Origin of the sequence: Sphingobium sp. LB126, assembly GCF_002795205.1 — a bacterium.
Taxonomy (GTDB): Bacteria; Pseudomonadota; Alphaproteobacteria; order Sphingomonadales; family Sphingomonadaceae; genus Sphingobium; species Sphingobium chungbukense.
Genome location: NZ_NETV01000003.1, coordinates 397899 through 420603 on the forward strand (window position 1 = coordinate 397899; position 22705 = coordinate 420603).

Consider the following 22705-nt stretch of genomic DNA (forward strand, 5'->3'; position numbering starts at 1 on the left):
GCGACGGCGTATCAGAACGGCCCGGAGTGCCTACGGCGTAAGTTGGGGCTCGCTCAGGAGTTCCCAGTCATATTTGAAACCGTCGATTTCGACAGTGCCGCCGCGGCCGTGCGTATGAAGCATGTTATGCCCTTAGCATGCCAGCAGCGGCACTCCACCCATCACTGGTGGTGCAAGGTTTTCTCGAACCCTTCATTCGCCTTGGTCATCTTGGCCAGTTTCCTGAGGTACGTGCGGACATGCCGTTCGAACCGCGTGTCGTCATAGGTGCTTGCCGCCTGATAGTCGTCTTGGCTGATGAGTTCCTTGAGCCGCGTCGCGAACGCGGCCTGGTCGTTTGTGCAAGCGGCGTCCTTTAGCGCGCGGCAAGCCCATTCCTCGGCAACGGCCTTGTCATAGTCGTCCCGCGCCTCATAGCCGCGCCTGTCCGCCGCAGCCTGATCCAACCGCGACACCTCGAAACGACGCGCAAGCCATTTGCGGACCAGTTCTCCATCCCACGGTTTCGACGTATTCGTCATCGTTCTTTTCCAGTCAGTTAGCGCCAAGAACCAGTGCTATGAATTTGCTCATGTGATGCGGCTGCTCGTGTCGCTATAGGCTGAACGAAATCAAGGAAGCTAGATCGACATATGGCCCGCAAACGTTCGAAACACGATCCCTATGACCATCTCCCGCAAGAAGACGAGGCGCCGGCAGCGCCGGCGCTCTGCTGGCTGTGCGGTCGGCCGACCGGCAAGACCATCGTCTGGCATCATCCCGTGCCCAAGAGCCGCGGGGGCCGCGATGTCGTGCCGATGCACTCGATCTGCCAGCAGACGCTGATCGCCAATTTCACCAATTCCGAACTCCAGCGCCACGGGATGGAGGTCGCGGGCCTGCTGGATAATCCCAACGTGCGCAAATTCGTGGACTGGGTGGCGAACAAGGATCCGGACTTCACGGCGACCATCGCCAAAAAGCAGCGCTGAAGGACCTGCTCCCCTGACCAGTTCCCCCTCCTCCATTTGCGTGGCCGCTCTCTACAAGTTTGCCCGGCTGGACGACTGCGAAGCGGTTCGTCGCGAACTGGCGCGGTTGTGCTGCAGCGAGGGATTGAAAGGAACGCTGCTGCTCGCCAGCGAAGGGATCAACGGCACAATCGCCGGATCGGACCATGCGATCGAAAGGGTCGTCGCATTCATCCGCCGCTTGCCGGGCTTCTGCGATCCGGAGGTGAAATATGCAGCGTCCGAGACGATGCCCTTCCACCGCATGAAGGTGCGGGTTAAGCGCGAGATCGTGACAATGGGTCAGCCCGGGATCGATCCGCTCACCGGGGTCGGGCATTATGTGTCGCCGCAAGACTGGAACGCCCTGATCAGCGAACCGGGCACGATCGTGATCGACACGCGCAACGACTATGAGGTGGCGGTCGGCAGCTTTGCCGGCGCGATCGATCCAAAGACCGCGAGCTTCCGGGATTTTCCTGCCTGGTTCCGCGCCGAGCGCGAGCGGTTGCTCGGCACGATCGATCGGCCGAAGATCGCGATGTTCTGCACCGGTGGCATTCGCTGTGAGAAATCGACCGCCTTCCTGAAGGCCGAAGGCATCGAGGATGTCTATCACCTCCAGGGCGGAATCCTGAGATATCTGGAGACCGTCCCTGCTGAGCAGAGCCTGTGGGAAGGAGAATGTTTCGTCTTCGACCAACGCGTCGCAGTAGGCCATGGACTCAAAGCCGGCACCCATGTGCTTTGCCATGGTTGCCGCCGGCCAGTCAGCCGTGGAGATCAGGCCTCGCCGCTCTACGTGTCTGGGGTAAGCTGTCCAGCCTGCCATGCGACGCGCACCGATGCCCAGCGCGCGGGTTATGCCGAACGCGACCGGCAGGAGCACCTCGCCAAGACGCGGGGCGTCGCACATATCGGCGCCAGCGCGGCCGAGCGGCGTGAGAGATAGGCCGATCCTCTACAGCTTCCGGCGCTGCCCCTATGCCATGCGCGCCCGCATGGCGCTGCTGGTCAGCGGCACAGCCTGCCACATTCGCGAGGGCTCGCGCAAGCCCGCGGAACTGATCGCCGCGTCTCCCAAGGCGACGGTCCCGGTGATCGTGCAGACTGATGGCCGGGTTATAGAGGAAAGTCTGGCGATCATGCGCTGGGCGCTGGCGCGGAACGATCCCGAAGGATGGCTGGAGCGCGAAGACCGCACGCTGATCGAAGCCAATGATGGGTCGTTCAAGCACCACCTCGATCGCTACAAATATCCCGAACGCCATGCCTCAGACCCGGCCGAGCATCGCGCGGCGGGACTGGCGATGCTCCAGCTACTCGAAGCGCGCCTCGTTGCGCGGGGGAGTCTGTGTGGAGACCGGCGGGGCATCACCGACATTGCGATTTTCCCTTTCGTGCGGCAATTCGCCGAAACCGATCGCGCCTGGTTCGACATGCAGCCGCTTCCCGGACTGCAGGCATGGCTCCGCGATCATCTTCAATCGGTGCTGTTTGGCGCGATCATGGTTCGCCTCGAAGCGTGGCAAGCGCGCGACGCTCCGCGGGGATTCCCAGGAGATTGACCCAGTTTTGACCGGCGATACTGCCAGCCGTCGCCTCACCGCTCAGCATTCTCTCTGATTTCGCGATAGGCCGCTTCATCCCCCCTGCCCGGCTCGGACATCGTTGACCGGCATCGCTCTGCGCATGAACGCGCCAAACATCGGCACGGTAAAGGCCGTCTCTCCATAGCCGGGTGTGTAGATCATGCCCTTGGTAATCAACGATGCGCGGACGGGGCCGAAGCTGGAAGGCTTGCGGCCCATATGATCGGCGATGGCGGTCGAGACGAAGGGCCCCTCCCCGAGATCCGCCATCGCGCGCAGATAGCGTTTTTCCGACGGGGTGAGCCGGTCGAAGCGAACGCGAAAAAAACTGTCGTCGAGCGCGGCTAGCGCGGTGGGGTGGGCGAGATCGACGTCGGCAGCGGTAATCGGGCAAGCGGCGGCCGCATCCCAGCATTGCTTTCCCCATTCCTGCAGAAAATAGGGATAGCCTTGGGTGACGGCGATGATCTGCGCAACCGCATCGGCCTCGATGGTGCATTCCTCCGCCTCAATCGGATGGACGAGGGCAGCGGTGGCCGCCTCGATCCCCAGCGGACCAATGCGGGTGAAGAGGAACAACCGTTCGGCATAGGATTTGGCTTTGCCCATTTGTCCGGCCAGCTGCGGCAGGCCTGCGGCCACCAGCGTTATCGGTCGGTCATTCTGACGCGCGCGATGCAACGCGGCGATCAGCGCCGCCAATTCGCGTTCGGGGACATATTGCAATTCATCAATGAACAGCACGAGCGCTGTCTGCCGTTCAGCGGCTGCGGCACCGGCCAGGTCGATCAAATCGATGAGATCGGCGTCGAGATCGCCGTTATCGGCTATGCCGATTTCCCCGAGATCCAGCGATGCCTCGAGCTCGCCATAGCTGAGCTTGAACGCCTTGACGAAGCGGGCCAGCGCACCCAGGCCGCGCTTGGCCAAGGTCATCGCCGCCTGTCCGCGGTCGAGTTTCAGCATGGCGGTCCGCAACGCCGGAACCAGCATGGCGGGCAGCGACTGCCCCTCCGGCGCCTCGATCGGCACGCACAATATGCCCTCCCCTTCGGCCGCCCGGCGCATGGTGTTAAGGAGGACCGTCTTGCCCACGCCGCGCAGACCCAGCAGGATCATGCTTTGCGCATGCCGTCCATTGCGGATGCGGTCCAGCGCGATAGCAACGCTTTCCAGCACATCTTCCCGACCGGCAAGTTCGGGCGGACTGCTGCCCGCACCGGGGGCAAAGGGGTTGCGACGAGGATCCATTCTAGGGCCTTTAACAGGTTATAGCCGATTTAGATAGAACTGGTTAAAATGACTAGGCGGCGTGGACAAATTGGTTGACGTTGCGCCGGGCCATTGATTCAAGGCTGCCTTTTGGGGGTGACTACACGAAAGTGACGCATCCGCACGCTAAGCGCGAACGTATGGTGAACGTTACGCGGCGAGCAACGAACTGATGGCGCGCAGTGGCCGCAGGACATCCGGATCGGGCCGATCTTCAACATTCCAGCTATAGTCGCCGGTGAGCGAGATATGTTCCCAGCCCAATGGCGCGACGTGACGTGCGATTTCGTCGGGCGTGCCGATATCAGCCAGCGCCACTTCGAGATAGCGGGTGTTCCACAGGATGATGGCGGCGACGAGCAGGTTGAGGCCGGAGGCGCGATAGGTCTGGTTCTCGAACCGCCGATCACGCAATTCGCCGAGCTGGTTGAAGAAGAGCGCGCGTGCGAGCGCGTTGCGGGCCTCGCCCTTGTTGAGGCCCGCCTGGGTACGCCGGCGCAGATCAATGTCGCGCAGCCAGTCGAGCATGAAGATCGAGCGTTCGAGGCGGCCCAGCTCGCGCATCGCGAGGGCCAGTCCGTTCTGTCGCGGATAGGCGGACAGGCGGCGAAGCATCGCCGAAGCGGTGGCGGTGCCGGTGCGTATCGATGTGGCGAACCGCAGCAGTTCATCCCAATGCGCCGCGACATGACCCAATGCGATCGGTTCGGCCGTCATGCCGGCAAGCAAGGGGCCGGCTTCCTGGCCGGGAAGGAGGTGCAAACGACGCTGCTTGATGTCGCGCAGGCGCGGCGCGAAGCGGTAGCCGAAGAAGGGCATAAGGCCGAACACATGGTCCGATGCACCGCCTGTATCGGTGTAGTGCTCCTCGATTGTCAGGCCGGTCTGCTGATACAGCAAGCCATCCAGCACATAGGGAGCTTCGCCGGCGGTCGCCGCGATTACCCGGGTCGCGAAGGGGTCATATCGATCCGAGACATGGGTGTAGAAGGCAACGCCCGGTTCGTTGCCGCTGCGCGCGTTGATGTCGCCGATTGCGGCGCCACGGCCCCCGGCATGGAATTGCTGTCCGTCGCTCGACGAGGTGGTGCCGTCTCCCCACAGCGCGGCGAGCGGCATGGCGCGATGGGCGTCGATCAGCCTTCCCAGCGCTTCACCATAGGCGGCCTCGCTGATGTGCCAGTCGTGGAGATGGGCGAGCTGGCGCAGGCTTGCGCCTCGGCAGGTTTCCGCCATGCGTGTGAGGCCGAGATTGATGCCATCGGCAAGGATGACGGTGAGCAGCGCATTGCGGTCGTCGGCCTCCCGGCCCGAACGCCGATGGATGAAGCATTCGCTGAACCCGGTCCAGGCATCGACCTCAAGCAGGAGATCGGTGATCTTCACGCGCGGCAGTCGGTCATAGGCAGCGCGACGGGCAATCTCGGTGGCGGGTGGCGTTGCCGCTTTCAGCGGCGAGATGATAAGGCCGCTTTCGTCAAGCCTGACCTGGGGCAGCTCGCCCTGTCGGGCGAGGACCGTCACCTGTTCGATCGCCGTGTCGAGCCTGGCGCGCCTTTCCTCGATATGACGATCGAAGTCCGTTTCGATGGCGAGCGGCAACGGCCCCTTCTCGCGAAGCGCGTCGAAGGTGGCCGGCGGGATGAGGTAGCTATCGAAATCGCGGAACTGGCGGCTTCCCGAGACCCATATGTCTCCCGCTCGCAACCGCTCCCGTAGCTGGGACAAGGCGCATAGTTCATAGGCGGCGCGATCGACGATGCCGTCCCGCAGGACGAACGGCCGCCATGCGGAGGGCACAAAGCGCAGCGGCACGCGATCAGGCAAGCGCCGTTTGCCGGTCCGGTATAGCTCCGCGATGATGGTAAGCGCCGACAGGAGCTTTCAATTACCCACAAGTGTTGCGGCTGACGTTGGCACCGATTTTGATGTCCATCAGGCGAGACCATCCTCTCCAGATGACGATGTTGCCAGGCGGCGGGTCATGGGCTCGCGCAAGATAGCCTCCGAGCCGGGCGATTTGGGTTAGATAGTCGGAAAGGGTTCTGCCTGGCGGTTCATTCTTTCGGGAAGCTGCGAGGCGGTCGATCAGGGTAATTTCGACATCGGTCAGGACCAGCCGAGGCGAGGCGTCAGGAGCGGCGCGATTGATCATGGTCATCCAAAACAGGCGCCATGACAGAATGCAGAATATGGCGATCAGATTGGCGAGGCGTTCGGCGGTCCGCAGCCGTGCATCTTCGGCTCGGCAGCCAGATTTGAGTATCTTGTGGAAGAGTTCGATCTTCCAACGCTGGGCATACCAGTCAAGCTTTTCGATGGCTTCGTCAGGCGTTGTTACCGGCAGATCGGTGATGAGCCGCCAGTCGATTGGGGGGCGCCCTTCAGGCGTTCCACATTCACGGGCATGCAAGATGGTCAGGCTGAGGGAAGGATAGCGCTTTTGCTTTCCGATCGGCGGCAAAACTTGGATTCGCCTATAGCGTAGTTCGATGTCGGCATGATCGTCTTTGCCAATGGTGATCCGATGCATGCCTTGCACGGTGGTTTCGCTCATTTCGTCGGCGATCGTATGGCCACCGTCGCCAGCCAGACGATCGACACAGGTGCGGACCAGGAAATGCGTGCCGAGCGCCTGTGTTTCGCAGAAGAACTCGTAAATGTCGTTTTCCCGATCGCCAATGTGAACCAGTCGCTCCGGATCGCCCAGCAGGGTGGTCGATTGGCGCATATTCTCGAGCCAGCGGTAGCTCTCCTTCTCCTCGATCGGCACGCGCGTGGGATTGATCCGCCGCTTCAACGCGTTGGCGCCCTTGAACCTGGTACGGGTCCAGAATTTCGCCGCTGTCAGACCCAGTGGCAATCCCTCGGTTGTGATCGCAAGGCTGGAGTGCATGAGCAGGCCGCAGACCGTATGAAGCCGAAGCCGACCATTCTCATCACGCCGGCTCGGCGCAAGACCGATGGCGCCAATCGTTTCAGGATTGCGCCTTTGATAGGAGAATTCGGTGGTGTCCTGTAAAACCAGGATGAACCCCTCAAGCGCCGCCGCGCGTGCCCGTGTCGCCTGGAAATGCCCGGCAAGTATGTCTCCCTCGTTCACCGAGCCATTAGACAAAAAACGGTAGGCCGCCTTGGTATTGGCCCAGTCCTGGCACGCCATCGGTATCGGTGCGCCAATCGCTCCTGCCATCTGCTTAAGCATCGTTCGAAGCCGTTCGGCCAGTCGCTTATCACGAAAGGCGGCGGGATCGACTTCCCCGTCAGCCCATCCTGCCGCATCGAAAACGGACGTCTCCACGTTGCACCCCGCCAACCGCTTTAGGTGCCAGGGAATGAATCATGCCTGATTCCAGGCGAGCAATGCTCATGCGGCCAACGGAATCACGTTCGCGACCACTTGTGGGTAATTGAAAGGGCCTGAGGACCGCGGTTCAAGCGGCTTCGGTGATCGGTTGCTGATCTGGACGCCAGTTCCACGGCATGAGTTCATCCCAGCGGGCAGCAGGCCAATTGCCAGCGATCTTGGCGATGACGTCGGCGATATAGGCCTGCGGTTCGAGGCCATTGAGTTTGGCGCTCTCGATGACGGAATAGACGGCCGCCGCGCGGTCGCCGCCCGCCTTTGATCCGGCGAACAGCCAGTTTTTACGGCCCAGGGCCACGCAGCGCATGGCGCGCTCCGCAATGTTGTTGTCGATCTCCAGACGGCCATCGTCAAGGAAGCGCGTCAGCGCGACCCAGCGCTTGCGGCCATAGGCGATCGCCTTGGCCATCTCGGACTTGGGCGAGAGACGGCGCAGGGCATCGTCGAGTGCCTGCCGCAGCTCGTCGATCAATGGTCGGGTGCGGTCCTGCCGGCTTCGTCGTCGGATATCGGGTTGCTGGCCTCGAACCTCTGCCTCGATCTCATAGAGCTGGCCAATGCGTTCCAGCAGATCAGCGGTAAGCGACGTCGGCTTGGTGGCGTGGATGTCGAATATCTTCCGCCGGAAATGCGCCCAGCAAGCAACCTCGGTGACGCGGTTCGTGTCGTAGAGCTTGTCATAACCGGCATAGCCGTCGGCCTGAAGATAGCCGGTGAAGTTGGCCAGCTGCCGCTGGGGATGCGCGCCGGTGCGATCGGTGGTGAACTCATACCAGACGAGCGAGGGGTTGGTGGCGCCGGAGCCGCGATCGTCGACGGCGTAAGTCCAGAGCCTGCCGGTTGCCGTCTTGCCGCGGCCCGGATCAAGCATGGGAACCGGCGTATCGTCAGTATGGATCTTCGAAGCGGTCAGGCCGACCTCGCGGATGCGACTGACGATCGGGTCGAGCAGCACGGATGCTTGTCCAACCCAGCCCGCCAGCGTCGAGCGGTCGATCTCGATGCCCTGCGCCGCCATGATCTCGGCCTGGCGGTAAAGCGGCAGATGATGATCGAACTTGGAGACGACGACGTGGGCCAGCGTGCCGAAGGTCGCCTTGCCCCGGGCAATGGCTTTTACCGGCGCGGGCGCCTGCACGATCTTCTCGCAGGACCGGCAGCTATACTTGGGCCGGATGGTCCGAACCACGCGCCACTGTACCGGCACCGCATCAAGCATCTCGTCGCTATCCTGCCCCAGAGGCCGCAACGCGCCGCCGCAGTCGGGACAGGCGCAGTTGCCCTTCTCAGGTTCGATCCGCCGATCTTCGCGTGGCAAATGGGCGGGCAGCGCCCGAACAGGCGATGGCCGATCGATGGCTACTGGACCGCCTCGACGCGCGGCGGCGACAATGGCCTCGCCTTCCAGTTCCTCGAGCGCCAGTTCAAGCTGTGCGATCTGGGTATCGAGCTTCTCGGACGACTTGCCGAACTGCATCCGCTTGAGGCGCGCGATCTGCACGCGCAGTGTGTCGATCAGGATGTCGCGGGCAGAAATATCGGCGTGGGCGGCCGCCAAAGCAGCTTCGAGCTCGGCGATCCGAGCGTCTTTGTCAGCGGTGGAAAGGCCTGCGTCCAACACCGCGATCCTATAGCGGAACAGCCGCCGGGATGCCAGAAAAAGTGCCGGAAAATGGGCGTTCTAGCCCGCGAGTGACGGGGTAAAAGTGCGTTCCGGCCGCCGCCAGTCAATGCCTTCCAATAGCATGGAAAGCTGGGCCGCCGTCATCACCACCGACCCGGTCTTGGTCGATGGCCACACGAACCGGCCCCGGTCCATCCGTTTGGAAAACAGGCACATGCCCTGGCCGTCATACCAAAGCAGCTTAACCAGATCGCCGCGCTTGCCGCGAAAGGCGAACAACGCGCCGGAATGCGGGCTTTGCTCCAGAATCTGCTGCGTCATCACAGCAAGGCCGTCAAAACCCTTGCGCATGTCTGTCGCGCCGCAGGCGAGGAATATCCGCGTTGAGGGCGGCAGCGGGATCATCGCGTCAGGATACCGATCACCCGCGACAGGGCATCGGCATCGACCGTGGCGTCCACGTTCACCCTGATGCCCGACGGCAGCTCGATGCCGATCACTCCGTCGCTGCGTGCCGCGACCGTCGGCGCGGGCAAGGCTGGCTGCTCGCTGATCTGCACCTCTGCAAATGCCGGCTCCGCCAGCTTGCGAACTCCGGCAAGCTCACCGGACATCGCCTGGCGCCGCCAGGTGTAGATCGAGCCGCTGCCGACGTCATGGCGTTCACAGGCCGCACGCACGGAGCCCTCCGGGCCGAATGCATCGCGCAGGACGGCCAGCTTCTGCTCCACCGTCCACCGTCGCCGGCCCGACACCCGGCTAACGATCTCTATCCGACTACTCATACGACCGCTCGTATGAGTAGTCGCTGCACCGCTAGCTGAAACCTCGATCTCGTCCGACACCCGCCACTCCCCTCAAAGAGCGGCAATCATCCCGGCGATTGGGCGCCGCGCAAGGCGGCCGTCAGACCCTTTCAATTACCCACAAGTGGTCGCGAACGTGATTCCGTTGGCCGCATGAGCATTGCTCGCCTGGAATCAGGCATGATTCATTCCCTGGCACCTAAAGCGGTTGGCGGGGTGCAACGTGGAGACGTCCGTTTTCGATGCGGCAGGATGGGCTGACGGGGAAGTCGATCCCGCCGCCTTTCGTGATAAGCGACTGGCCGAACGGCTTCGAACGATGCTTAAGCAGATGGCAGGAGCGATTGGCGCACCGATACCGATGGCGTGCCAGGACTGGGCCAATACCAAGGCGGCCTACCGTTTTTTGTCTAATGGCTCGGTGAACGAGGGAGACATACTTGCCGGGCATTTCCAGGCGACACGGGCACGCGCGGCGGCGCTTGAGGGGTTCATCCTGGTTTTACAGGACACCACCGAATTCTCCTATCAAAGGCGCAATCCTGAAACGATTGGCGCCATCGGTCTTGCGCCGAGCCGGCGTGATGAGAATGGTCGGCTTCGGCTTCATACGGTCTGCGGCCTGCTCATGCACTCCAGCCTTGCGATCACAACCGAGGGATTGCCACTGGGTCTGACAGCGGCGAAATTCTGGACCCGTACCAGGTTCAAGGGCGCCAACGCGTTGAAGCGGCGGATCAATCCCACGCGCGTGCCGATCGAGGAGAAGGAGAGCTACCGCTGGCTCGAGAATATGCGCCAATCGACCACCCTGCTGGGCGATCCGGAGCGACTGGTTCACATTGGCGATCGGGAAAACGACATTTACGAGTTCTTCTGCGAAACACAGGCGCTCGGCACGCATTTCCTGGTCCGCACCTGTGTCGATCGTCTGGCTGGCGACGGTGGCCATACGATCGCCGACGAAATGAGCGAAACCACCGTGCAAGGCATGCATCGGATCACCATTGGCAAAGACGATCATGCCGACATCGAACTACGCTATAGGCGAATCCAAGTTTTGCCGCCGATCGGAAAGCAAAAGCGCTATCCTTCCCTCAGCCTGACCATCTTGCATGCCCGTGAATGTGGAACGCCTGAAGGGCGCCCCCCAATCGACTGGCGGCTCATCACCGATCTGCCGGTAACAACGCCTGACGAAGCCATCGAAAAGCTTGACTGGTATGCCCAGCGTTGGAAGATCGAACTCTTCCACAAGATACTCAAATCTGGCTGCCGAGCCGAAGATGCACGGCTGCGGACCGCCGAACGCCTCGCCAATCTGATCGCCATATTCTGCATTCTGTCATGGCGCCTGTTTTGGATGACCATGATCAATCGCGCCGCTCCTGACGCCTCGCCTCGGCTGGTCCTGACCGATGTCGAAATTACCCTGATCGACCGCCTCGCAGCTTCCCGAAAGAATGAACCGCCAGGCAGAACCCTTTCCGACTATCTAACCCAAATCGCCCGGCTCGGAGGCTATCTTGCGCGAGCCCATGACCCGCCGCCTGGCAACATCGTCATCTGGAGAGGATGGTCTCGCCTGATGGACATCAAAATCGGTGCCAACGTCAGCCGCAACACTTGTGGGTAATTGAAAGCGACAGGAGTCCCTGCACCGCACCGGCGCCGCGAAATTCGAAGGTGTTGAGAAAGGCACCGGCAAAGAGCTTCACCGTGCGATGCCGCTCGATCAATTCAGCGGTGCGATCGACGGTTTCCGGTCGCCCGAGTACTTCGGCCCGCGCGACCGCCACGGCGAAGCGCTGCCAATCCAGCGCCTCGATCTGCGCCAGAGAGTCCACACCGTTGGTGCGCGCTTCGATGAGAATGCGGCAAGACCCTGTGAGCGTCCGGAGATGGCCTTGCAACTCGCGCACCGTCTTGAGGGCTTTGTCACGGGTCCGGTTCTCGGCGCGACGCGACATGCTGCCCAACAGCTTGTCGAACATCGTCAGGGTGGCATCGGTCAGGCTTTCCTCAAGACGGATGCCCTGCGCCGCCAGCGTCGCATGGCGGCGCAGGGCATTGAGTTCGCCAAGGTGCTGGGGTGTGATCCGGCTGCCTTCGTCCGCCAGCCTGTCAAAAGTCAAAGCCGGGATCATGTCGGCACGGGCGCGATCGAGATCCAGCGCGCGGATATGAGTGAGCCGTTCGATCAGGCGTAGGATGTTGCGCGCTGCCGGCGACTGTGGTGCATTGCGCAGCCAGGATAGCCATGTCGCGGCTTGCCCTGTTCGTCGGGCCAGCAGATCGTCCAGCCCCTGCAGCGTATCGGGCCGCAGGCCGTTCGTGAGCACTTCATAGGTAAGCTGTTCGGCCTGCTGGCGAGCACGCCGGAGTACCGCTTCGAGAACCGATGAAGAAGGCAGGAGGATCTGCCGGCGCCGAAGTTCGTCAACGATGACCCCCGCCATCTGGCCGGGGTGGACGATGGTCTGTGCGATCGGGATCGAGAATGCGACAACTTCGTGGAAAGCCTTGCGGTCGAAAATCCTGAACCCGTGCGATCGTCGGATTTCAACGAGATGTTCGCGACGGGTCTGGTCCCGATGGGCATAGTCCGCGAAGGCTTCGGGCGCGACGCCGAGTTGCTGCGCCACATAGGCGAGCACAGGAGCGGGCGGGACTTCACCCGCTTCCAGCGCACGGCCAGGCCATCTCATATAGAGTAGGAGCATCGCGTAGCCGAGCCGGGTGGCATCGCCGCGACGGCGGCCGACAATTTCCAGGTCGTCACCGGTCAGCGTATAGTGCCGCGCAATCTCGCGCTCATCGAGCGGCGCGCCATAATGCCCTGCCCAGATTTCCGCGCTCACCAGTCGCCGTCTCGCCAAGCATCATCTCCTTCGCTTTGCGTGTCCGTCAGACGGTCCTCTGGCGGCCAACAGGAATATGTCCGTTAACTCTGGACCTGTAACGGCGATTCGGACAAGATCGCATAATGACGGGAAAACGGACAGGATCGGGCATCATGTGGCGCTGATCGGCTATGCGCGCGTCTCGACCGCAGACCAGAAGCTGTCGCTCCAGCTTGACGCGCTGAACACTGCCGGGTGCGACCGTATATTCGACGATCACGCATCCGGGGCAAAAGCCGATCGGCCTGGCCTAACCGAAGCGCTCGCCTATTTGCGCCCCGGCGACACGCTGGTGGTCTGGAAACTCGACCGCCTCGGCCGCTCGATGAGCCACCTGATCGAGAAGGTCGGCGAGCTTGCGGCGCGCGGCATCGGGTTCCGCTCACTCACCGAGAATATCGACACCACCACTTCGGGCGGCATGCTGGTGTTCAACATCTTCGGCTCGCTGGCCCAATTCGAGCGTGACCTGATCCGTGAACGCACTCATGCCGGCCTCAAGGCCGCACGCGAGCGGGGCAACAAGGGTGGTCGCCGGCCTGTCGTTACCCCCGACAAACTACGTAAAGCGCGGGCGCATATCGCAGCGGGCCTCACTGTTCGTGAGGCGGCGGCCCGGCTCAAGATCGGCAAAACCGCCCTATACAAGGCTCTGGAAAACGCGTGAAACCGCTGGCGATCAAGAACTCGTGGGTGCTGGTCACAGGGGCTTCGACCGGTTTGGGCAGAGCGTCCGCCCTCCGCTTGGCGGCATCGTACCAGGCCAAGCCCCTGATTGTTGGACGAAGGCTCGACAACTTGCGGGAGCTACAGACCGAAATTGACGAGCGGTTCAATGTGCCGTGCGAGATTATAGTGGCTGATCAACGTGAAATCGAGGGCAGGGAGAAAATCGCGGCTAAGGTTGCAGAATTGCAAGTAACAGCCGCTTTGTTGGTTGCCGGAATGACGAGCGTTGGTTCATTTGATGCAGGCCGTGCCGACACTTATGCCGAGGTAATTGAAACAAACATACTCGGTTTCACGGATTTGCTGGCTCGCCTGATTGCGATTTTCAGGGAGCAGCCGTTTGAATCCTCAGTAATCGCCGTGTCGAGCCTGGCGGGCGAAACATCCGTGCCCTTCCAAGCGGTCTACGGCGCGTCGAAAGCCTATGTGAGCACCCTCATGCGAGCGCTTTCCGTGGAGCTTGCCGGGACGGGAGTGAGTGTTGGGTCTTTTGCACCCGGTGGAATCGACACAGACATGGCTGCCCTCAGCGATTTGGCCCCGTGACCGCGAAGCTGTGCAAATTGGCCATTTGGGGTTTCAGCGCCAGAGTCCCTCGAACCGGCGTCCGGCCGTACGCGTGTAGCGGACGGTATGTTTGGGGTCACGGTGGCCGAGATAGTCCTGGATCAGCCGGAGGTCGTAGGCGCGGTTCGCGAGCGCGAACCCGCACGAGTGGCGCAGCATGTGCGGGTTGACCGGCGGCAGGCCGGCGCGCGCCGAGGCTTGGGTCAGCAGGTAATTTACGGCCTGACGGGTCAGCTGAGCCCCGCGCTCAGACACGAACAGCCAAGGCAGGTGATCGTCGCGCCCGCTGAGGTAACGCCTGATCGCGCGCAGTTCGTCGCCTGCGATCGGCTGTTCGACTGACAAACCGTTTTTGAGGCGACGCACCCACAGGCGCGATACGGCAACGTCGACCTCGTCGCGCCGCAGCGCGGTCGCCTCACTTACACGGAGCCCATGACGATACATCATGAGCAGGAGCAGGTGGTCGCGCGGTCCATGACGGCCAGCCTTGGCGGCATCGAGCAGGCGGTCGATTTCGGCTGCGGTGAGGAAATCCTTGCGGCGTTCGTGAGCATCAGCGGCCGCATCGGCGCCACTCTTTACATTTCGCCGGCTGATCACCTTCTCAGCCATGCTGCGTTCTCCTTGGCGCATCGCCTTACTGTCGGAGCTACTCTTGACGAAATACGCCTTTTGTAAAGAGTGAATAGGCCGGTCGAGGTTTACGCGGCTATTCTTGCCTCAATGTCGAGCCGGCGCTCCATGTTCAGGTCGAACGCGCCATACGGGCTGACATGCGCCCAGATGAGGGGAGTCAGCCCACGCTCGTCCGCCGCGGTCATGCGCCCTCGCCAGCGTTCCTCGGCGAGTACGCGCTGGAGCATCAGCGTGTTGACGTACACGAGGCAGGACTGGAGGAGGTGCAGCGCCGCGACCGACGCCTGCTGGTCGTCGAGCCGATTTGATGCGACCTCGCCGCCTCGGCCAAAGAAGATGAAACCGTTGGCTGAGTTCCAGGTCTCGACGACGTTCAGCCCTTCGTTGATCTCGCGACGCAGGGCCTCGTCGTGCAGGTAGCGGCAGAGAAACGCGGTCTTCATCGCCTTGCCGAGCTCGGCAAGCGCCTTGTAGGTCGGGTGCTGGACGTTGTTCCTCGTGAACCGCCGGAGGATCGCCTCCGGATCGGCGGTGCGCTCGGCCATCGCGGTCGCGTAGCGGACCATCTCGTCATACTGCCGCTCGATCAGCGCCCAGTCGATCGGGCGCGTCAGGATGCAGCCGAGGTTGGGGTAATCGTCCGCCGTGCCGGTCCCGGGCAGATAGAGCTTCTGGCCCGCGATCGCCTTGAGGCGCGGTAGCAGCTGGAACCCAAGCAGCTTGCAGAACGCGAACGCCACCTCGCTCTGCCCGTGGCTGTCGACGTACTGGCGATCGACCTCCATCTCGGTGTCATGCGCGAGAACGCCCTCGATCATCGAGGCGACCTCGGACGACGAGCAGCGCTTCAGGCGCGAATGGATGCACACCGACTGGCGCTCGACGTGCCAGTAGATCATCACGCCCCGCCCGCCGTAGCGCACGTGCCACTCGGTCATCAGGTTCTGGTCGAAGGCGGCGAAGTGCTTGCTGTCCGATGCGCACGCGGTCGTGCCCTCGCCCCAGACCGCCGGATCGCGCGCGGCGAGCGTCGCGTTCACCACGCGCCTGGTCGCATCCCGCAAGGACTCGGCGTCGATATAGCGGCGGCGGGTGTGGAGCAGCTCCTTATAGGTGAAGCCGTGGTCGCCGACGACGAGGCGCTTCAGCCCGGCGTTGGTGCCAAGGCCGTACAGGCAGAGCAGCAGACGCCGCCGGACCTCGTCGGGGTCCGTCGCCTCGCGCGATGCCGCCGTCGAGAATGCCTGGGTGAAGCCTATGCGGAGGTCCGCCTCCTTCAGGATGTCGAGCAAACCCGTCATCGGCCAGCGGCGGCCGAGTTCGCCGCCGAGCGCCTCGAGGGTGGGGGGTGCCGGAAGGGGATCGAGCGGGGTCACGACGATCGGGTGACGCCGGCGCGGATTGAGTTTGACCTTGGTGTTGCTCGGCATACCGGGATCGAGCACCGCCAATGCCTGCTCCATCTCCGCCTTTACGGCACAGGTGAAGGCGCGCGCGTCGGTGGTAAGGCCGAGCCGCTCATAGCACTCCGCCCGTCGTTCGGTGTCAACGGGCGCCGAAGATTCCGCAAAAGTGGGCATCTAAAATTCCCTAGTTTGGCGGGACGGTTGTGTCGGTGATCAGCCGTGATGGAGATCGGGATTTTCCTTTGCTGGCGGGCGGCCACGCCGTTTGGGCAAGGGCGGCGGGTTGATGGACGGTGCCATGCGCGCATGCTCGGGCAGCAGGTCAGCGTGCTGTCGCATGCGATAGCTGGAGCCCTCGATCTGGATGACCACCGCGTGGTGAAGGAGGCGGTCGAGCAGCGCGGTGGCCACCACCGGATCGCCAAAGACATCACCCCATTCGGCAAAGCCGCGGTTGGATGTCAGGATCATAGCGCCCTTTTCGTATCGGGCATTGACGAGTTGGAAGAACAGGTTGCCACCGCCCGGCGTAACAGGGAGATACCCGATCTCGTCTACGACGAGCAGCGCGGATCGGCATAGGAAGCGGATCCTTTCGCGCAGCGTGCCCTCCCGTTCCGCCTTGGTCAGTGAAGCGATCAGATCGGCGAGCGGGATGAAGTAGACGCTCTTGCCCGCCTTCACGGCCTCGACTGCAAGAGCAGTGGCGATATGGCTTTTTCCGGTACCGGGCGGACCCAACAGATGCACCACCTCGGCCCGGTTGATGAAGTCCAGGCCAGCGAGCGCCAGGATGCGGTTCCGGTCGAGCGATGGCTGGAAGGAGAAGTCATATCCGTCCAGCGTCTTGATGATCGGCAGCCTTGCCATGCGCAGGGCCGCCTTGATCCTGCGGTTCTCCCGGAGCGATAGTTCTTCGTTCAGCAATATGTCGATGGCCTCGATGCCATCGATTTTGCCCTGCTCTATGCCGCGCAGGGTGGCGTCGAGCATCTCCAGAGCGCGTGGCATTTTGAGATGGACCAGGCTGCGGCGGATATTATCGACGCGGGATGCGGCACCCCCTTGGTTCATGGCCGTTCTCCCCGCGCCAGTTGGCTGCCGATCGCCTGATAGATGGCCAGGGAGCGCACAGCGACATGCTCGCCTATACGACCGATGGCGATTACCTCTTTGCCATGGATACGGCGCTTGGCGCCGCTGCCGCCTGTCCGATGCGCAGGATCGATCCTACACTGCCGACGCCCCTCAAGAACCGGGTGCTCGGCAATGACCTGGCCCAGGTCTACGATCCTGATCTTGTCAGGCAACTGCTGGATTTCGACGACGCGCCGAGTGCGATCGGGAACGCTGTAGTAATTGCCGCCGACAGAGACCATCCCATCATGGCTGACGCGGCGCTCCAGCTTCAGAACGGCGTCAAAGCGACCCGCCGGGAGCAGCTGCAACTCAGGCTGCTCGGCGGCGAAGGCTTCAACAATAATCCGCTGCGTCGTCCCGTGGACACGGACATTGGCGACGGTATCGAGCCAGTCGATTAGCTGGACATTGAGATCGTCCAGATTGCGGAAGCTGCGGCCCAGGAAGAAGTCCTTGCGGATATAGCTGAACGGCCGCTCGACCTTTCCCTTGGTCTTGGCCCGATAGGGACGGCAGGCGCGTGGCACGAAGCGGTAATGCCCCGCCAGGGCCAGCAATGATCGATTGTAGATGATATGGCCCTGATCATCTTCGCCGGTTACGGCGGTTTTCATGCGATCGTAGAGGATTTCGATCGGGACGCCACCGAGCGCTTCAAAGGCCTGCATATGACAGCGCAACAGAGTTTGGAGATCCTGGTGCATGACGTAGCGTGCAAACAGGAAGCGCGAATGTCCCAGCACCAAGCTGAATAGCCAGACGATCCGGCTGACGCCGGGCTCATCGGTAAATTCGACGACGAACCGGGCAAAGTCGACCTGTGCCTGCACGCCAGGCGGCGTCTCGAACCGAACCTCGAAGGGCTTGGGGCCGTTTTCCGGTCGAATCGCTGCCAGGAACCGCTTTACCGCAGTATAGGCGCCCATATACCCCAGCTCACGGATTTCCCGCGTCAGACGCGCCGCCGTCAGATCGGGAAAGGCCACCACTCGCTCACGCAAAAATTCTAGATAGGGTGCCAGTTTGTTCGGTCGACCCAGCATGCGTGGGCCGTAAACCGGGGCCTCGACACCCCGTTCGATATATTTTCGGATGGTCTTGGGATCGCGACCAGTGCGTCGGGCAATGGCGGATATCGATACGCCCTGCCGATGTAATTCGAGGATCATCATCAATTCTCCAAGTCGGATCATCGGCCCCGTCTCCGCGTCTGCAAAGGAGATGAGGACAATGTCGGCTCATCTCATTCTGCCGGGGCTAGCCCCGGCAGAATGAGATGAAGGGGCCACCAACTAGGGAATTTTCAAAGCCCACTTTTGCGGAGAATTGCATGACCGATGACATTCGGCGAAGTCAGCAGGCAGATCGTCGTCGGGGTTGCGGAACCGGCCGGCGCCCGTGACCCACACCTCCTTGCACCGAAGCTTCTCGCGCAGGGTCTGGAGCACGCAGATCTCGTAGTTGATCCTGTTGACCCGCTCCGAGCCGTCCGGCGCTTCCTCGATCACGATATCGCGCCACTTGGGCCGCACGACGCCCTCGATCGCGACCTCCGCCGTGCTGAAATACTGCCGTCCGTCATTCTCGGCCGCGCGGATCTTCGCCAGCGCGTCGGTGAGCGGCTTGTGTGCGCTGTTGTTCGAGCGGAAGTCGAGCGCGGCGAGGAGCTTCGGCATCATGCGCCGGTAATAGGCGCCGTAGGAGGCGCGGACCGCTTTGTGGACGCGGCGCGCCGGCGCCGAGCCGGTGGCGAGCGCCTCCTTGACCAACGCCTGGAAAGTGCGCTCGTCGACCACGGGAAAGATCACCTCGCGCACGGAGCCGTCGGGCGCGCCGGTGACGGCGGAAGCCACCTTGAACAAGATGCCGGTCTTGCCCCTGACCGCCCTTGCTTCCTCCAAGAGCTCGGTCACGACGCGCCGCTCGGCCTTGACCGTGATGCGGTGCGTGATCTGGATGAGCAGGTCGACCAGCCCGTCGACGATCTCGGCCTCGCGCGGGACGCAATAGAAGGCGAGCAGCGGCAGCCTGATACGATCCGGGTGGCGGCGAAGCTCCCAGGCGCTCTCGACCGCGGCCCGCCTGCGGAATCGCTTCACAAGGTCGGGATGCACGCCGCCGAGCAACTCTGCCGATAGTTCAAGTCCACGAACCAACTCGAGCTTGGCGATCTCGGCCAGCAGGCTGTCGAGCCCGGGCTTTCCGGGATCAGCGGACAGCCGCGTATAGGCCGCGCCCTCACCATCGTCGGCGAGCAGTGCGTTCAGGCGCGAGCGGGCTCCATCGTCAAGGCGATCACCGACGGCGGCGAGCATCGCATCATCGTGGCCGGCGCGAAGCGAGCGGACCAGTCGGTCGAGGCGGTACGATCCGGGCCTGACAACCCGCCGCGCGGCGAACCATCCGGTGATCTCGTCCTCAAGCGCGGACAGTGTCGGCTCGCGGGGGAGCATGTCCGACAGCAGCCACGACCGAAACGCTGCCTCGGCCGCATGGTCAAAGGTGCCGACCGCCAGATGATCGAGAACAAGCTGGCGGTGCCGGCGTCCCGAGCGACCGGTGAACGCGTAGCTCTCGACGTCTGCCTCGACGCCGATCTGGCCGGCGAGATGCGCGATCACGGCCGGGGCGAGGTCCGCTTCCTCATCTGGAAAACGGCCCTGCGACCGCCAGAACGCCAGCTGACAGGCGAGCCCCAGCTTACCGGCATCAGCATTGCCAGCGATGAACGCAACATCGTCGGGCGACAGCGTCCAGCGTTCACCCAACTCGTCCACCGACCACAGTCGCTTCATGCACGCCCCCTGATCCACGCCGCAGCGGCATGCTAACCCGGATCACCGGACGCGCGAAGCCAAATGGCCATTTTGCACAGCTTCGCGGTCACGGGGCCGACTCGCGATCAACCGCGCTCATCCCCGAGCGCCACCCGCAACATGATCTGTTCATTTGCGATGTGGGCGACGCCGTTCTGAAAGACGTGATGCCGCAAATGGAGCATCCGTTCTATTCGCTCTCGAAGAAGCCTGAGACGGCCGTTCGCCGCTATGAGCATAACGGTAACTGGCTTGAAGTAACGCCAAGCGTGAAGGGCCTCGCGACGATCTACGACAAGGATATTCTGATCTATTGCATTTCGCAGATAATGGCGAAGCTCAAACTGAATGAACCTGTCTCACAGCGCGTGCGGATTAGCAGCCGCGAATTGCTTGTGTTCACCAATCGCGGGACTGCTGGCAAGGATTACAAGGCGCTGATCGAAGCTCTCGATCGACTGGAAGGGACACGCATCCGCACCAACATCGTCACCGGCGATGAAGAGCAGGTGGACGGCTTCGGCCTGATTGACGCGTCCGCGATCCGCCGCAAGCACGGGCTGGACGGGCGATTGCTCTATTGCGAGGTCAAGCTGTCGGATTGGGTGTTCAACGCGATTCGGCATAACGAAGTGCTGACGCTCCACCGCGATTATTTCCGGCTGCGCAAGCCGATCGAACGCCGGATATACGAGCTGGCGCGCAAGCATTGCGGCCAGCAATCGAGCTGGAAGGCATCGGTTGAAATCCTGTTCAAGAAATCCGGCTCCCAAGGAACCGAAAGGCGCTTCCGCTTTGCGATCAAGGAGCTGGCCGAAAGCGATCATTTGCCCGACTACCAGGTGGAGTTCGACCCCGAGACGGACATGGTGACATTCACCAATCGGGGCTCGATGAAGGCTGCGCTGACGGCCCCTGCTGCGGAGCCTTGGACCGGGCCGCTCGATGGCGACATTTTTGGTGACGCGCGCAATGTCGCGCCAGGCTGGGACGTTCATTATCTCGAACGCGAATGGCGGGAATGGCTGGGCGAAAACGAGATAGCCCCGAAGAACCCGGAGCGGCATTTCATCAAGTTCTGCCAGAGCTGGTTCGAAAAGCGCGGGCGGCCGTGATCCGGCCCGGCGCTGGCTCGCTATGAACCGTCCTGACCGCCTGCTAACCCATTCAGCCCCCATCCCAGTATAGGCGTATACAGGTATACGCTGACGCTAACTGGTGATGCGGCCCTCCCCTTCTTCACGAACAGGTCGTCCAGCGCTTCGCCGAGCAGCTTCTGAACCGTCGTGCCCTCTTCGGCCGCGAGGATGCGGAGCTGGGTGCTGACCTCGGGCGGGAAATGTCCGCCGATCAGCTTGGTGCCCTGTCGGCCGCTCGGCGCGGCCTTCTCGCTGCTATCCGCCGGAGAAGGCGTAGCCAGCGGTGCCGGGGCCGGCTCGCCGCCGGCCTTGGCGCGGTCGAGCATCGCTTGCAGGGAATTGCCGCCCTTCGCCATCACGCCGCCTCCTGCCGGAATAACTGTATATCTGTATACTCGTATAGCCGTCGTATTTCCTCGGCGGCGGGACCGTGTGGCTCGAACTCCTGCACGGCTTGGCCGGCAGCCTGGGCGCGGAAGAAGGCTTTGCGGCTGCCGATCGTCACCGGGCAGACGCTCGCCCCCAGCTCGGCGACGGCCTTGATCGCATCGCCGGTTTCCTGGCCCTGGGGCGGCACGAAGGTCAGCACGACGGAGAAGGGGCGATCGAGCTGGCGCACGACGTCGAGCGTGTGGGTCATGCTCATGGTGTCGAATACCGCCGTCTTGGTCGGGATCAGGATGAAATCGGCATGGCGGGCCGCTTCATAGGCAACGTCGCGCGCGACGGCCGCACCGTCGATCACGACAAGATCGGTGCCGGCGTCGGCGCACGCCTTGAGCATCGCCGGCAGGCGCACGGGCTGGATCGAGGCCACGGCCGGGGTGTCGAGCTGGCGAACGTCTTTCCAGAACGAAGCCGTCGCCTGCGGATCGAGGTCGATGATCGCAACCTCCTTGCCGGCTTGCTCGGCCGCGACCGCAAGGCAGGTCGCCAGCGTCGTTTTGCCGACGCCGCCTTTCTGCGAAAGGATGGCGAGAACCTTCATGCGACACTCCTACGGGTATAGTCCTATACCTGTATACAGGTTCATTACGGAAGGAAAGTGGGCACGCGTCGCTGAAATGACGATAAGGGCGGCGCTGATTCTGAAATGACGATCGCGCCTCACGCCTCCGGCTCGGGATCGTCCTCGTCGAGCGGATCGTGCTGCATCGGCCCATGCCCCTCGATCGGGCAGAGCGGCGCGCCGGCCTGTTCCAGCCATTTGCGCGCGGTCCTCACCGTGTAGCCGCACGTCGCGCAGTCGCATTTGAGCAGCCGCGTGGTTTGCTTCTTGGGCGCGGTCGTTTCGCCGGCGGTGTCGAGCCGGGCATGGAGAAGGGGGCCTGCCGCATCGAGGATCGGTGCCACGCTCGCCAGGAACGCTTCGCCCGGTGTGGTGGCGCGCATCGGCCCGACCAGCCCCAATCCCAACACGACCCGTTTAAACGTCTTCCCATGCCCGGCCGGGATGCCGACAGCGGCGTGGACCAGCTCGTGCGCGAGGATCGCCGCGATCTGCGCCGGCATGGCGTCGGGCGCGTAGGCGAGGTCCGGCCGGATGAAAATCTCGAAATGGCCGTCACCGCTCAGCCGATTATCCCAGCACTCGCCGATCGCCTTGCCTTTGGCGCCCCGACTGGTGAAGCCGATCGCGACCCGCGCGCGCGCGGGCAGGGGGGCCTCAAGCGGGGTCCATCCCCGCAAAAGTACCGAACGCGACATAGGAATTTC

21 protein-coding genes and 2 pseudogenes are annotated in these 22705 nt (G+C 62.7%); 7 read left to right on the forward strand and 16 right to left on the reverse strand.

What is annotated here, in order from left to right; translation table 11 throughout:
• Window positions 1–161: 161 nt before the first annotated feature.
• On the reverse strand, window positions 162–521 hold the full coding sequence (locus tag CAF53_RS23530; RefSeq protein WP_197707548.1) for a hypothetical protein: 360 nt from the start codon (window positions 519–521) through the stop codon (window positions 162–164).
• A gap of 111 nt (window positions 522–632) precedes the next feature.
• On the opposite strand from CAF53_RS23530, the gene CAF53_RS23535 reads away from it, so the two are divergent.
• From CAF53_RS23535 to CAF53_RS23545, 3 genes are read left to right on the forward strand one after another with little or no spacing between them, the layout of a single operon-like run.
• Window positions 633–971 carry a hypothetical protein gene (locus CAF53_RS23535; RefSeq protein ID WP_100239775.1) on the forward strand — a complete coding sequence of 113 codons (339 nt, stop codon included), beginning with the start codon at window positions 633–635 and terminating at the stop codon, window positions 969–971.
• A gap of 34 nt (window positions 972–1005) precedes the next feature.
• Window positions 1006–1941, forward strand: coding sequence for a rhodanese-related sulfurtransferase (locus tag CAF53_RS23540; protein ID WP_347337871.1), 936 nt, complete (start codon window positions 1006–1008; stop codon window positions 1939–1941).
• Complete coding sequence (locus tag CAF53_RS23545) at window positions 1931–2557, forward strand: glutathione S-transferase (protein ID WP_242443595.1); 627 nt, start codon at window positions 1931–1933, stop codon at window positions 2555–2557. Before CAF53_RS23540 ends, CAF53_RS23545 begins: the two co-directional genes overlap by 11 nt.
• Before the next feature lie 75 nt (window positions 2558–2632).
• Here CAF53_RS23545 and CAF53_RS23550 read toward each other — a convergent pair whose 3' ends face one another.
• The 6 genes and pseudogenes from CAF53_RS23550 to CAF53_RS23575 all read right to left on the reverse strand — a co-directional run bounded on the left by CAF53_RS23550 (window position 2633) and on the right by CAF53_RS23575 (window position 9629).
• Window positions 2633–3832, reverse strand: a complete 1200-nt coding sequence (locus CAF53_RS23550; protein WP_100239777.1) for an ATP-binding protein — start codon at window positions 3830–3832, stop codon at window positions 2633–2635.
• Between the two features lie 171 nt (window positions 3833–4003).
• A pseudogene (locus tag CAF53_RS23555) lies at window positions 4004–5734 on the reverse strand (Tn3 family transposase); the annotation flags it as partial.
• A gap of 7 nt (window positions 5735–5741) precedes the next feature.
• On the reverse strand, window positions 5742–7154 hold the full coding sequence (locus CAF53_RS23560; RefSeq protein WP_100238666.1) for an IS4 family transposase: 1413 nt from the start codon (window positions 7152–7154) through the stop codon (window positions 5742–5744).
• 133 nt (window positions 7155–7287) lie between these two features.
• Window positions 7288–8799: an IS66 family transposase gene (locus CAF53_RS23565; protein WP_100238667.1), complete on the reverse strand. Its 1512-nt coding sequence runs from the start codon at window positions 8797–8799 to the stop codon at window positions 7288–7290.
• A 102-nt stretch (window positions 8800–8901) separates the two neighbouring features.
• Window positions 8902–9249: an IS66 family insertion sequence element accessory protein TnpB gene (tnpB, locus tag CAF53_RS23570; protein ID WP_100237244.1), complete on the reverse strand. Its 348-nt coding sequence runs from the start codon at window positions 9247–9249 to the stop codon at window positions 8902–8904.
• The gene (locus CAF53_RS23575) at window positions 9246–9629 is read right to left on the reverse strand and encodes a transposase (protein ID WP_100237243.1); all 384 of its coding nucleotides are present in this window, start codon (window positions 9627–9629) and stop codon (window positions 9246–9248) included. The genes tnpB and CAF53_RS23575 overlap by 4 nt, the downstream gene beginning before the upstream one ends.
• A 244-nt stretch (window positions 9630–9873) precedes the next feature.
• Here CAF53_RS23575 and CAF53_RS23580 point away from each other — a divergent pair, with 244 nt between their 5' ends.
• Window positions 9874–11286: an IS4 family transposase gene (locus CAF53_RS23580; RefSeq protein WP_100238666.1), complete on the forward strand. Its 1413-nt coding sequence runs from the start codon at window positions 9874–9876 to the stop codon at window positions 11284–11286.
• A 7-nt stretch (window positions 11287–11293) separates the two neighbouring features.
• Here CAF53_RS23580 and CAF53_RS23585 read toward each other — a convergent pair.
• Window positions 11294–12511 (reverse strand): annotated as a pseudogene (locus CAF53_RS23585) (DUF4158 domain-containing protein); the annotation flags it as partial.
• 157 nt (window positions 12512–12668) lie between these two features.
• On the opposite strand from CAF53_RS23585, the gene CAF53_RS23590 reads away from it, so the two are divergent.
• Together CAF53_RS23590 and CAF53_RS23595 are read left to right on the forward strand one after the other, a co-directional pair.
• Window positions 12669–13220 carry a recombinase family protein gene (locus CAF53_RS23590; protein WP_004213210.1) on the forward strand — a complete coding sequence of 184 codons (552 nt, stop codon included), beginning with the start codon at window positions 12669–12671 and terminating at the stop codon, window positions 13218–13220.
• Window positions 13217–13828, forward strand: coding sequence for an SDR family NAD(P)-dependent oxidoreductase (locus CAF53_RS23595; protein ID WP_242443597.1), 612 nt, complete (start codon window positions 13217–13219; stop codon window positions 13826–13828). Before CAF53_RS23590 ends, CAF53_RS23595 begins: the two co-directional genes overlap by 4 nt.
• Window positions 13829–13861: 33 nt before the next feature.
• Here the strand turns inward: CAF53_RS23595 and CAF53_RS23600 are convergent, their stop codons facing one another.
• The 5 genes from CAF53_RS23600 to CAF53_RS23620 all read right to left on the reverse strand — a co-directional run bounded on the left by CAF53_RS23600 (window position 13862) and on the right by CAF53_RS23620 (window position 19829).
• A complete protein-coding gene (locus CAF53_RS23600; RefSeq protein WP_100239778.1) occupies window positions 13862–14464 on the reverse strand; it encodes a tyrosine-type recombinase/integrase in 603 nt (200 codons plus the stop codon).
• Between the two features lie 89 nt (window positions 14465–14553).
• Entirely contained in the window at window positions 14554–16068 is a 1515-nt protein-coding gene (locus CAF53_RS23605; RefSeq protein WP_100239779.1) for a Tn3 family transposase, read from the reverse strand.
• A gap of 39 nt (window positions 16069–16107) precedes the next feature.
• Window positions 16108–16968, reverse strand: coding sequence for an IS21-like element helper ATPase IstB (istB, locus tag CAF53_RS23610; protein WP_067739292.1), 861 nt, complete (start codon window positions 16966–16968; stop codon window positions 16108–16110).
• Complete coding sequence (istA, locus tag CAF53_RS23615; protein WP_067739295.1) at window positions 16965–18227, reverse strand: IS21 family transposase; 1263 nt, start codon at window positions 18225–18227, stop codon at window positions 16965–16967. The genes istB and istA overlap by 4 nt, the downstream gene beginning before the upstream one ends.
• A gap of 99 nt (window positions 18228–18326) precedes the next feature.
• Window positions 18327–19829 carry a DUF4158 domain-containing protein gene (locus CAF53_RS23620; RefSeq protein ID WP_100239780.1) on the reverse strand — a complete coding sequence of 501 codons (1503 nt, stop codon included), beginning with the start codon at window positions 19827–19829 and terminating at the stop codon, window positions 18327–18329.
• Between the two features lie 188 nt (window positions 19830–20017).
• Here CAF53_RS23620 and CAF53_RS23625 point away from each other — a divergent pair, with 188 nt between their 5' ends.
• Entirely contained in the window at window positions 20018–20965 is a 948-nt protein-coding gene (locus CAF53_RS23625) for a replication initiator protein A (protein ID WP_197707549.1), read from the forward strand.
• A gap of 20 nt (window positions 20966–20985) precedes the next feature.
• Here CAF53_RS23625 and CAF53_RS23630 read toward each other — a convergent pair whose 3' ends face one another.
• The 3 genes from CAF53_RS23630 to CAF53_RS23640 form a co-directional block, all read right to left on the reverse strand.
• A complete protein-coding gene (locus CAF53_RS23630; protein ID WP_242443599.1) occupies window positions 20986–21345 on the reverse strand; it encodes a ribbon-helix-helix domain-containing protein in 360 nt (119 codons plus the stop codon).
• A complete protein-coding gene (locus CAF53_RS23635; RefSeq protein ID WP_100239781.1) occupies window positions 21345–21977 on the reverse strand; it encodes a ParA family protein in 633 nt (210 codons plus the stop codon). The genes CAF53_RS23630 and CAF53_RS23635 overlap by 1 nt, the downstream gene beginning before the upstream one ends.
• Window positions 21978–22096: 119 nt before the next feature.
• Entirely contained in the window at window positions 22097–22696 is a 600-nt protein-coding gene (locus CAF53_RS23640; protein ID WP_242443600.1) for a transcription elongation protein SprT, read from the reverse strand.
• Between the last annotated feature and the right edge of the window lie 9 nt (window positions 22697–22705).